Raw genomic sequence first — 10,856 nt, 5'->3', positions numbered from 1 at the left:
TATGACGCTTTCTATGCATTCCGTGCCGATAGGCTGAGACTTTTTTTTTTCGCACGGGTTTCTTTTACGAGCAAATCAGCAAAACCATTAGTTTTGTGCGGCAAAACAATTAGTATTCGGTTAAATTCTTCAAATTCCCCCGCGCAGTTCGTATCCCATTCTCCTGTAAAATCATTTACCGTAATACCTAATAGATTGATTAAGCGTTGATTTTTTATCATGTATAGCGACAGTTGCTCACCGTAGAAAGGATTAGCCTTGGATGACCCGGTGGTATGGATTCTTACCCCAAAGCCACGAATTGCTGTCGCTAATTGGTAACGACCGGTATCAATTTGCACATGGTCAATTTTATTTGCATCAGATTCCCAAGCATCAGTTTGATAGCTATTCGCAACGACTTTACCTGAAGCATTGTTTACCACTGCAATTTCAACATCATAAACGGTTGTTTCAGGCTCAATCGGCAGCGGGTGAGGATAAGGCAATACGAATATGGTTAGGCTTGGGTCTGCTGGCCACTGTTTACATTCGACAAGCTTATTGTCAAGTAGCTTGCCAGGGTGAAGCGTTAAGGTCAGTCTGTTGAGATTTGGATCTGAGCAACTCGCATTGGCGCAAACGGCAAACAGCGTAAGTACCAAGTAAAAACATAGCGAACAAAACTTCATCATTACGCCTTTTCTTAAAAGTTAAATTTTCATATTGTGGCTACCCACTTTAGTAGGGACAGGGTGTTTAGGGGGCAGGTGTTGGCAGCAGAGATGCTGCCACCAAGCCTACAAGGATGTATTCACGGTGTCCTGCACCCTGAATTCCCTGTCCCACCTTACGTTGGTGGTCCATATTGTTAGCCTGCTACACCAGTCAGTGCTTGATCTAATACTTGTTGGCTACGGAATAATACTAATTCTCGCCATGCGCAGTCTTTCGGGCAGAAATAGTTTTGCATCACCTGAGCATGTTGCGCTCTTGCGTCATCATTATCCGTCATCGCCCAAAGCAGATGGTCTTTTAGCAGTATTTCGAATAATTCACGGGTTCTATACGTGCCAAATTCTAAGGTAATACAACAGCTTTCGCTATCAGCCATAATCTCATGCCAGGCAAAATCCATTAAACCGTATTTAGGAACAGAAAATGAGGTGCCTAATAGCGGTAAGGTAACAGAATCACCGTACCAATGTTTTGCCGTGTTAGCGCCTAAGCTATCCGGTTCGTGGTCGCAAATGATTTCACCATACCCAAATGGTCCTAAGCCAGTGTGTATATCGACCACAGCTAGGGTTTTAGTGGCTAATTGATATTGCTGTATTAAATCTTCAATGACTAAAACGTCCGTGAGAGGGCGCTAAGCCGCCATAAAAGGGGCCTAAAGCATCGGTGTATTGACCTGCACTTATCGCGTGTTCAAAGGTAGCACGTCCTTGTTGTTGCTCGTAGTCGTTAAATAGCTGTTGTCGTTGTTCATGGCTGGCATGATATAACGCGCTACGAAGTTCCTCGTAACCAGGATTTTGCGGTAGTGGTTGGTTAAAATCGACTTTATTACGATTTAAATCGACACCATCGTGATCGCAACGCCGCCGCCACGCATAACCCCACGGTGTTAAAGCATGTACGATTAACACAGCGGTGGTTTTGGGCAGTGTGATAGCGCCGCTTGCCAGCCTGGTTAACCAGTTTAATTGCACAGCATTGCCGGCAAAGCCTTCAACGCCATGAGTACCGCTGATGATAACTAATACACGTTCGGCTTCGTCAGCGCCAAGCCAAGCCGTATCGGTGATTAACGCCTCGTTACTCGGGCCAAAGCCAGGCGCTTGATACGGCTGATAGCGAGTAGGGCAGGCGAGTTGGTTTAATAGTTCTAGCCAACGTGTTCGGCCGGTGAGGTAGCTATCAGAGAAAAAACGAATATCAGACGCGTTCATGGATTGGGCTAGGCTAAATCGAGTACAGGGCTAAGCTCATCCGAATACCGCGCTAACAAACCATATTCTGCATACGCGGGTAGTTTGATTTTAACTTCATAACCGCTACCTGAGGCTTCATGCATAGGCTCATCGTATTTGCTTAACATGTCTTCTAAGATAATGTCTTGGTTACCGGTAGGTAAAATCAATTCTAACCGGTCGCCGACTGAGAATTTATTTTTCACATCGATAGTTGCGTAGCCGGTAACTGTGTCAAAGCTTTTGATTTCGCCACAAAAAACGTTGTTGATGGCTCAGTGAATAGCCGGATAGGTAGTTTTGATGCTCTTCGGTATGGTGACGTTGGTAAAAACCATCGGTATAACCCCGATTAGCTAAGTTTTGCAACACGCCTAACAGTTCAGGCTGGAACGGGCGACCGGCTAAGGCATCGTTTATGGCTTGTTTATAGGTTTGCGCCGTGCGCGCAACATAATAATGTGATTTGGTACGGCCTTCGATTTTTAAACTGTCTACACCGATTTCAACTAAGCGCTGTACATGTTCAATAGCCCGTAAGTCTTTGGAATTCATAATGTATGTGCCGTTTTCATCTTCCATGATGGGTAATAACTCGCCTTTGCGGTTTTCCTCTTCCAAAAAGTAAATATTATCGGCCAGTGGGTGACGCTCGCTGCCACCGCAACTGGAGTAGCTTATATCGTTTAATGAGAGTGCGCCCGTCGCTAACACGGTATCGCCTTCAGCATTTTCATGTGCGGGTAACGTGTCGTATTTCCAGCGGCACGAGTTGGTACATGTGCCTTGATTAGGGTCGCGATGATTAAAATAGCCAGACAGTAAGCAGCGGCCAGAATAAGCGATACATAATGCGCCGTGGACAAATACTTCTAATTCCATATCCGGGCATTGTTGGCGTATTTCAGCAATTTCATCTAACGAGAGTTCGCGTGACAAAATAATCCGGCTCACGCCTAAACGTTGCCAAAATTTTACAGCGGCATAATTTACCGTATTGGCTTGTACCGATAAATGAATCGGCATCTCTGGCCAGGCTTCACGTGCCATCATGATTAAGCCGGGGTCAGCCATAATAAGGGCATCCGGGCCCATCTCAATAATCGGGTTTAAGTCTTTGGTAAAGGTTTTGATTTTGGCGTTATGCGGAATCACGTTAGTGGCCAAAAAGAATTTTTTGCCTAAAACATGCGCTTCAGCGATACCCGTGGCTAAATTACCGGTTAAAAAATCGTTGTTGCGAACGCGTAAGCTATAACGCGGTAAACCGGCATAAACGGCATCTGCGCCATAAGCAAATGCATAACGCATGTTTTTTAACGTACCGGCAGGGGATAACAGTTCTATAGTTCTCATAATTTCCAAGTAAAACAGTAGGAGATAACATCACAGCATGATAGCGGATTACTAAACTAATGAAAACAAGGAATTATAACTGGTTGCACGGGTGTTGGTCGAATTTAAGCCTAAGCGGTGCGAGGGTCATTAATTCTGTTTGATATTGTGTGTTTAACAAAGCGATTCGTGCAGGGTCGGGCAGGACGATTTTGTTATCAGGCGGCTCAAAAATCATTTTATCGGCCAATAAATTAACCAATCTTTTCATTTCCAGCGGCGTTAATAAATGCCGACTATGCATCGCTAAATCTAAGCCTTTTTGACTTAATGAGGGGCGGTCAGTGGTGGTTGCGTCTATCATGGCGCTAGGGATTTCTAAGTCTAATAGCGCCGATAGAATTGCCGCCGTATGCTCGCGAAAATCTTCGTAAGCCCATAGGGTCAACGGGGCTAGTGAGGCTTGTATGGTCGCGATGACTTGTAGCCAGCTATTGTTTTGCCAAGCTAAATGGGTTAAGAATTCGTCGTAGGATTTTAAGTACTGATGCCTTATGGTTTCGGCATAGGCAGAGGGGTAAAAGTCGGCGTAATTTCGAATTGCTAGAAAGGTGTGTAGTGGGAAGTCATTAAATAACTGCGCTAACACATTCATGCGTTGCTCCAGACGTGGATATAAAAGCCCTTGTGTGACTAAGGTATTAAGGCCGCCTAATAGATTTTCTTCCGATAATAGCAAAAGCTTAGTGTTGGCTAAGTCAAAGCCTAAATCACGGGTCTCGGTATATAAACATTCTAATAACTGTCCCTGTTTATCACTGATTTGCGTTGAATTTTCCACGGCTCGCCAAAACGCAGGCATAAACTTTTGCCGTAACCTCGCTAACGGAATATAAGCGATTTGGTTTTGCGCAAGAAACTCCATGTGCTTGCTTAGCCAATTTTGGATAAACGTCGAGGCGGTTTTGTGAGCGCCTAAATGAATATGGACACGAAACGAGTAGGGCATAGGAATTGTTGCTGTTATCAATAATTAATGCGGCATAATTCCGGGATTATAACAAAGCTGTTAAACTATTCCCTTTTCGCATCTCGGTATTGCTAAAACCTCATGACTAAAATTCTTATCTCAGACAAATTAGCGCAAGCGGGTATTGAGTATTTAAACGCTCAACCCGGATTTGAAATTACTGTTAAAACCGGATTAAACGAGCAAGGTTTGTGTGACATCATTGCCGATTATGATGCTTTATTAATACGCAGTGATACGCAAGTGACGCCTGCCGTACTTCATGCTGCGACGAATTTAAAGCTGATTGGGCGTGCCGGTATTGGTGTTGATAACGTTGATATTCCGTTAGCAACCGAATTAGGCATTATCATCATGAATACCCCTGATGCTAATGCAACCACAACAGCCGAATTAGCGATTGCTCACATGTTATCGTTAAGTCGCCACTTGCCAACGGCGGATCGTTCTGTGCGCGCTGGCAAATGGGAGCGCTCTAAATTAATGGGTTCTGAAGTTGCTAACAAAACGTTGGCGATTTTAGGTTTTGGCACCATAGGTCGAATCGTTTCGCAACGCGGGCTAGGCTTAAGAATGAACGTCATTGCTTATGACCCTTTCGTGGCGCCAGAAATTTTTCGCTGAGTACGGTGTTGAATCGGTGAGCTTAGATGAGTTCGTTAAACGCGCCGATTATTTAACATTGCATTGCCCATTAATCGAAAAAACTAAAAATATCATTGATGCTAACCGATTAGCGCAGATGAAAAAATCAGCGATGATTATTAACTGCGCGCGCGGTGGTTTGATTGACGAAGCTGCGTTATACGATGCGTTAAAAAATGGTCGTTTAGCGGGTGCAGCACTTGATGTTTATGAGGAAGAACCGCCGGCAGGTTCGCCATTATTAGAATTAGATAATATCGTATTCACGCCGCATTTAGGTGCTTCGACATCAGAAGCGCAAGTCGCGGTGAGTGTGGAAATCGCAAGACAAGCCGTGACGTTTTTTAATACCGGTGAAGCGATTAATGCCTTAAACTTACCGCGTATTTCTGCGAAAGATTTAGAAAAATCGCACGAATACATGAACTTGGCAGGTATTCTAGGTAAGGTGTTAGCCGGTATTGCAACGCAACCGTTAGAGCGTTTAGAGGTTGCTGTATATGGTAGAGCGGCTGAAGTGGCAGTACGTCCTATTTCAGTATCGGCATTAGTCGGTTTATTAAGCGGTCAATTTTCTACACCGGTTAACCGGGTTAATGCGGAAAATATCGCTAAACGCCAAGGTATTGCGTTATCAGAAACCATGACGCAAGAATCTTTAGATTATGTTTCGTTGATTAAATTAACCGGTTATTCAGGTAAACACAACGTGACCGTGTCGGGCGCATTATTAGGCGGACGCCAGCCTCGATTGGTATCGATTAATACTTTCGATATTGAAGCTGTGCCGGAAGGGTGTTTATTAATCACTCGCCACGATGATAAGCCAGGTGTGATTTCGGCGATTAGTACCGTACTCGGTAATGCCAATATCAATATTACTCGTATGCAAGTGAGTAACGCTGATGCTCAGCAACAAGCAATGGCGGTTATCAATGTCACTGACCCGATTTCTAACGACTTGCTAGCTCAGTTAAATGCGATTGCGGCGGTGCATCAACTGTTACAAATCTCATTATGAGCTTTGCCGTCGTCTGCTTTGACTGTGATAGCACGTTAAGCAAAATCGAAGGCATTGATGAACTCGCTAAGCGTAAAGGCTTAGGGGCTGCGATGGCGGAACTAACCGAGGCGGCGATGAACGGTGTGTTACCGTTAGAAGCTGTCTATGAGCAACGTTTAGCGCGTATACGCCCGCAGCAAGCCGATATGCATTGGTTAGCCGAGCTATATATTGCCGAGTTAGTCGACGGGGCTGTTGATGTCATCTCGGCGTTACAGCAAGCAGGTAAGCTTGTGCATATTATCAGCGGTGGTTTGCGTCCTGCGTTGTTACCGTTGGCAAAGGTTTTAGGGATTGATGCTGCACAGGTGCACGCAGTTGATATTTATTTTAACGACGATGGCAGTTATCACGATTTTGATAGGCAATCACCGTTGGCTAAATCCGGGGGCAAGGCGTTACTGGTTGAGCAGCTAACACAGTATGGCAAACTCGTCATGGTGGGCGATGGTAAAACCGATGTAGAAGCTAAACAAGCGGGCGCGTTTTTTCATAGGCTTTGGTGGCGTGGTTAGCCGCGACGTGGTGCGCGAGCAAGCCGATGTTTTTATTAGCGAAGCTAGTTTAATGCCCGTGTTGGCGCATATTTTCTAATCGGCTTATAACCGTAGCGTGGGGTGGTAGACTTTCTTGTGTCTCCCGGTAGAGTAAGTGCCCCTAGCAACACCTAAGGAATATTGTTACTTTTTCATGCGTATTTTAGGCATAGACCCCGGTTCTCGCATTACCGGATATGGCATTATCGAATATTCATCCGGTGCTTACCGGTATTTAGGCAGTGGTGCCATACGCATACACGCGGATTATTTTCCTGATCGATTGAAGCAGATTTTTGATGATGTGGTAACCGTCGTTGAGCAATATAAACCTGAGTGCATGGCGATAGAGCAAGTGTTTATGCATAAAAAACGCGGATTCTGCGTTAAAACTGGGTCAAGCGCGCGGTGCGGCGATTTGTGCGGTGCAAACTCAGGCATTGCCGGTGTTTGAATATGCCGCCAGACAAGTCAAGCAAGCCTTAGTCGGTAAAGGTAATGCTGATAAAGCACAAGTTCGGCACATGGTCAAAGTTTTGCTCAGTCTGCAAGGCGACATGCAAACAGATGCCGGTGATGCTTTAGGTTTAAGTATTTGTCATGCGCATTATCAACAAACCGCAATGCGTCTTAATTTAGGAATCAGCAAATGATTGGTTTATTGCGCGGCACATTAATCTATAAAGCGCCACCTGGCTTAATGGTCGATGTGCAAGGCGTGGGTTATGAATTAGAAGCACCGATGTCTACGTTTTACCAATTACCGAATATTGGTACCGATGTGTTGTTATACACGCATTTAGTGATACGCGAAGATGCTCATGCTTTATTTGGTTTTGCTGAAGAAGCCGAGCGAGGGTTATTTCGGCAGTTAATTAAAGTTAATGGCGTAGGCCCTAAGCTTGCATTGACGATTTTATCTGGGCAAAGCGTGAGCGAATTTCACCAAAGCATTGCCCACGGCGATACCCAAAGCCTAGTACGTTTGCCAGGAGTGGGTAAAAAAACGGCTGAGCGTTTAGTGATTGAATTACAAGATAAACTTAACGCCAGTTCGACAACAATGTCCGTACCGGTACAAGGTGTGGTGCAAACCAGTCAATCGAATGCTCAACAAGAAGCGGTGAGCGCTTTATGCGCGTTAGGTTATAAACCAGCAGACGCCGTTAAAATGGTGCAAGCGCTAGATAGCCACGACAAAAGCTGTGAAGAGCTGATTCGACTCGCCTTAAAAGGGGTGGTGTGTGCTAGAAAGTGATAGGTTAATCAGCGCTAGCAAACAAAATGAAGACGAGCGTTTAGACAGAGCGATACGTCCTAAGCGTCTAGCCGATTATATCGGGCAAGAAAAATTGCGTATGCAAATGGAAATTTATATCCAAGCTACGTTAAAGCGTAAAGAGGCACTCGATCATGTGTTAATTTTTGGCCCACCTGGCTTGGGTAAAACCACGCTAGCCAATATTATCGCCGCTGAATTATCGGTTAATATCCGGCAAACATCAGGTCCAGTATTAGAAAAAGCAGGGGATTTAGCAGCGTTGCTGACCAATTTACAAGCACATGATGTGTTATTTATCGATGAAATTCATAGACTAAGCCCGGCAGTTGAAGAAATTTTATATCCAGCGATGGAAGACTATCAGCTTGACTTAATGATAGGTGAAGGCCCTGCCGCGCGTTCTATAAAGTTGGATTTGCCGCCGTTTACGTTAGTCGGTGCGACAACAAGAGCAGGATTACTGACATCGCCGCTACGCGACCGTTTTGGTATTATCCAACGTTTAGAGTTTTATAATCTCGATGAGTTATGTGCGATTGTAAAACGTTCGGCACAGTTATCATCGATTCGGATAGAGCACGCAGGCGCGTTAGAAATTGCTAAACGCTCGCGTGGTACGCCGCGCATCGCTAATCGGTTATTGCGTCGGGTAAGAGATTTCGCCGAAATCAAAACTCAAGGCCTTATCGATGAAGCGAGTGCGATGGCGGCATTAGATATGCTACAAATCGATAGCAATGGATTTGATGCGTTAGACCGAAAGTTATTGCTGGCGCTTATTGAAAATTTTGCCGGTGGTCCAGTCGGTTTAGACACCTTAGCAGCAGCGATAAGCGAAGAGCGCGGCACGATTGAAGATGTATTAGAGCCTTATATGCTACAGCAAGGTTTTTTAATGCGTACACCGCGCGGCCGTGTAGCTACCGAAAACACCTATTTATTATTTGGCTTAAAACCGCCTAGTTCGCTAGGTTTAACGCAAGATTTATTTAATTAACCCATGACGTTTTACCTGGCCTATTCGCGTCTATTACGAAGACACCGATGCAGGAGGTGTCGTATTTTATGCAAATTATTTAAAATATTTTGAACGGGCGCGTACCGAATTATTACGTGCAAACGGTTATGAGCAAGACCAGCTAGTCCAGCAAGAAGGCATTTTATTCGTCGTGCGTTCAGTGCAAATCGATTATTTAAGTCCGGCGCGATTTAATGAATTATTACAGGTTAGCGCAGACCTGGTTGAGCTTAAAAAAGCCAGTTTAGTGTTTAACCAAGTGGTCAGCCGAGAGCAACAGCCGCTTTGCACAGCAGTGTGTAAAATCGCCTGCTTAGATGCTAACACCATGCGCCCTAAAGCGATTCCCCCTTATTTATTGCAACAACTTACTTCATGAATACTGATTTATCGATATTTCGTTTAATAACCGAAGCCAGCTTTGTCGTGCAATTCGTCATGCTGGTATTGGCTACGGCATCGCTAGCCTCGTGGACGTTTATTTTTGCTAAGCGTAAAGAATTAAACCGCGCAGTGGAAATCACCGATGAATTTGAGGAACAATTTTGGTCTGGTGTCGCGTTAGCTGACTTATACCGAAAATTGTCGGCGAAAGATTTTGAGCCAGAAGGGATAGAAAAAATTTTCTTAGCCGGTTATAAAGAATTCTCACGTATGCGTCAAACCGGCACAGTAGAGCCTATGGTGCAAGTTGAAAGTGCGCAACGGGCCATGCGCATTGAGTTATCGAGAGAATTAGATCGATTAGACGAGCATTTAGCCTTTTTAGCGACAGTGGGTTCAACCAGTCCTTACGTGGGTTTGTTTGGTACCGTTTGGGGCATTATGAACTCGTTTATGTCGCTGGGTAATGTCAAACAAGCAACATTAGCCCAGGTTGCGCCGGGTATTGCAGAAGCCTTGATTGCAACGGCGATAGGTTTGTTTGCCGCGATTCCAGCCGTTGTAGCCTATAACCGGTTTTCAACCAAGCTTTATCGCTTGACCGGGCGCTACGAATTATTTGTCGAAGAATTTGTGGTTTTATTACAAAGACAAGCGCATAGCAAATGAGCCAGTACAGCCGAAAAAACACGCGAAGAAAACCTATGGGTGAAATCAACGTCGTACCTTATATCGACGTGACCTTGGTTTTACTTATCATCTTTATGATTACTACGCCTATGTTACAAACCGGTGTAGAAGTTGATTTACCTGAAGCCGAATCGAAAGTCGTTGAAATTGATGTTGAAGCTAACCCTCCGATTATCGTAACGGTTAAGTCAGAGCATGACTATCTGATTCGTATTAATAACGAAGACGATAAAGCGATACCTGAGGCGGAAATCACGCCAACGGTTATGCAAATTCTTGCTGAAAAACCGAAAACCCAAGTACTGATAAACGCGGATAAAACCATTGAATATGGCGTCGTCGTTAGCGTGATGGCGGCATTAAAAAATGCCGGTGTGCCTACTGTAGGATTAATGACTAAGCCTTCCGAACATTCTGAACCCTAAATGTTGCAAAAAAAACGCTATACGCGTTCATTTTTACTGGCATTCAGCTTACATGCCCTATTGCTGATACTCTTTGCTTTAAGCGCTTGGATTAAACCTGCAAAAGAAGTGCTGCAACCTGAGCCGACTGAAATAATACAAGCGACGATGTTTGATGCTTCTGAAATAGAAGCACAAGAACAAGCGATAAAACAAGCAGAAGCAGATGCTGCACAAGCAGCAAGAGACGCTGAACAACGCGCGCAAGAACAACAAAGACTGCAGGAGTTAGAAAAACAACGACAAGCTGAAGCGGCTAAAAAAGCACAACAACAGGCGGAAGCAGCAGAACAAGCCAAACAAGACGCGGCAGCAAAGGCCAAAGCCGAAGCCGCAGAACAGGCTAAACAAGAAGCAGCCGCAAAAGCGAAAGCCGAAGCCGCAGAGCAAGCCAAACAAGACGCGGCAGTAAAGGCCAAAGCTGACGCAGCCGCGAAAGCGAAAGCCGAAGCTG

10 protein-coding genes and 4 pseudogenes are annotated in these 10,856 nt (G+C 44.9%); 9 read left to right on the top strand and 5 right to left on the bottom strand.

The features are described from left to right. Positions 1-11 precede the first annotated feature (11 nt). The 5 genes and pseudogenes from VZ94_RS23590 to VZ94_RS17165 all read right to left on the bottom strand — a co-directional run bounded on the left by VZ94_RS23590 (position 12) and on the right by VZ94_RS17165 (position 4,320). Positions 12-674 carry a PA3715 family protein gene (locus VZ94_RS23590; protein WP_131655611.1) on the bottom strand — a complete coding sequence of 221 codons (663 nt, stop codon included), beginning with the start codon at positions 672-674 and terminating at the stop codon, positions 12-14. Between the two features lie 176 nt (positions 675-850). Further along, on the bottom strand, positions 851-1,279 hold the full coding sequence (locus VZ94_RS31050; RefSeq protein WP_275575311.1) for a DUF2817 domain-containing protein: 429 nt from the start codon (positions 1,277-1,279) through the stop codon (positions 851-853). A gap of 43 nt (positions 1,280-1,322) precedes the next feature. Further along, the gene (locus tag VZ94_RS31045) at positions 1,323-1,934 is read right to left on the bottom strand and encodes a DUF2817 domain-containing protein (RefSeq protein ID WP_275575310.1); all 612 of its coding nucleotides are present in this window, start codon (positions 1,932-1,934) and stop codon (positions 1,323-1,325) included. An 8-nt stretch (positions 1,935-1,942) separates the two neighbouring features. Continuing rightward, positions 1,943-3,311, bottom strand: a pseudogene (trhP, locus tag VZ94_RS17170) (prephenate-dependent tRNA uridine(34) hydroxylase TrhP). A gap of 73 nt (positions 3,312-3,384) precedes the next feature. After that, positions 3,385-4,320, bottom strand: coding sequence for a hypothetical protein (locus VZ94_RS17165; protein ID WP_131655610.1), 936 nt, complete (start codon positions 4,318-4,320; stop codon positions 3,385-3,387). An 81-nt stretch (positions 4,321-4,401) separates the two neighbouring features. Between VZ94_RS17165 and serA the strand changes: the two are divergent. The 9 genes and pseudogenes from serA to VZ94_RS17120 all read left to right on the top strand — a co-directional run. Then, a pseudogene (gene serA, locus VZ94_RS17160) lies at positions 4,402-5,986 on the top strand (phosphoglycerate dehydrogenase). Next, complete coding sequence (locus VZ94_RS17155) at positions 5,983-6,543, top strand: HAD-IB family phosphatase (protein WP_338040485.1); 561 nt, start codon at positions 5,983-5,985, stop codon at positions 6,541-6,543. The pseudogene serA and the gene VZ94_RS17155 overlap by 4 nt, the downstream one beginning before the upstream one ends. 175 nt (positions 6,544-6,718) lie before the next feature. Further along, positions 6,719-7,217: pseudogene (gene ruvC, locus VZ94_RS17150) on the top strand (crossover junction endodeoxyribonuclease RuvC). Next, positions 7,214-7,822 (top strand): Holliday junction branch migration protein RuvA, encoded by a 609-nt coding sequence (gene ruvA / locus VZ94_RS17145; protein ID WP_045780155.1) that lies wholly within the window; start codon positions 7,214-7,216, stop codon positions 7,820-7,822. The pseudogene ruvC and the gene ruvA overlap by 4 nt, the downstream one beginning before the upstream one ends. Further along, positions 7,809-8,843 (top strand): Holliday junction branch migration DNA helicase RuvB, encoded by a 1,035-nt coding sequence (ruvB, locus tag VZ94_RS17140; protein ID WP_045780154.1) that lies wholly within the window; start codon positions 7,809-7,811, stop codon positions 8,841-8,843. The genes ruvA and ruvB overlap by 14 nt, the downstream gene beginning before the upstream one ends. A gap of 22 nt (positions 8,844-8,865) precedes the next feature. Beyond that, complete coding sequence (gene ybgC / locus VZ94_RS17135; protein ID WP_045780153.1) at positions 8,866-9,243, top strand: tol-pal system-associated acyl-CoA thioesterase; 378 nt, start codon at positions 8,866-8,868, stop codon at positions 9,241-9,243. After that, positions 9,240-9,917 (top strand): protein TolQ, encoded by a 678-nt coding sequence (gene tolQ, locus VZ94_RS17130; protein WP_045780152.1) that lies wholly within the window; start codon positions 9,240-9,242, stop codon positions 9,915-9,917. The genes ybgC and tolQ overlap by 4 nt, the downstream gene beginning before the upstream one ends. Continuing rightward, the gene (gene tolR / locus VZ94_RS17125; RefSeq protein WP_045780151.1) at positions 9,914-10,363 is read left to right on the top strand and encodes a protein TolR; all 450 of its coding nucleotides are present in this window, start codon (positions 9,914-9,916) and stop codon (positions 10,361-10,363) included. Before tolQ ends, tolR begins: the two co-directional genes overlap by 4 nt. After that, positions 10,364-10,856: pseudogene (locus tag VZ94_RS17120) on the top strand (hypothetical protein); the annotation flags it as partial.

Origin of the sequence: Methylocucumis oryzae, assembly GCF_000963695.1 — a bacterium.
GTDB lineage: Bacteria > Pseudomonadota > Gammaproteobacteria > Methylococcales > Methylomonadaceae > Methylovulum > Methylovulum oryzae.
The sequence above is the reverse complement of the archived record's forward strand: the minus strand, read 5'-3'. Positions and strand labels throughout refer to the sequence as shown.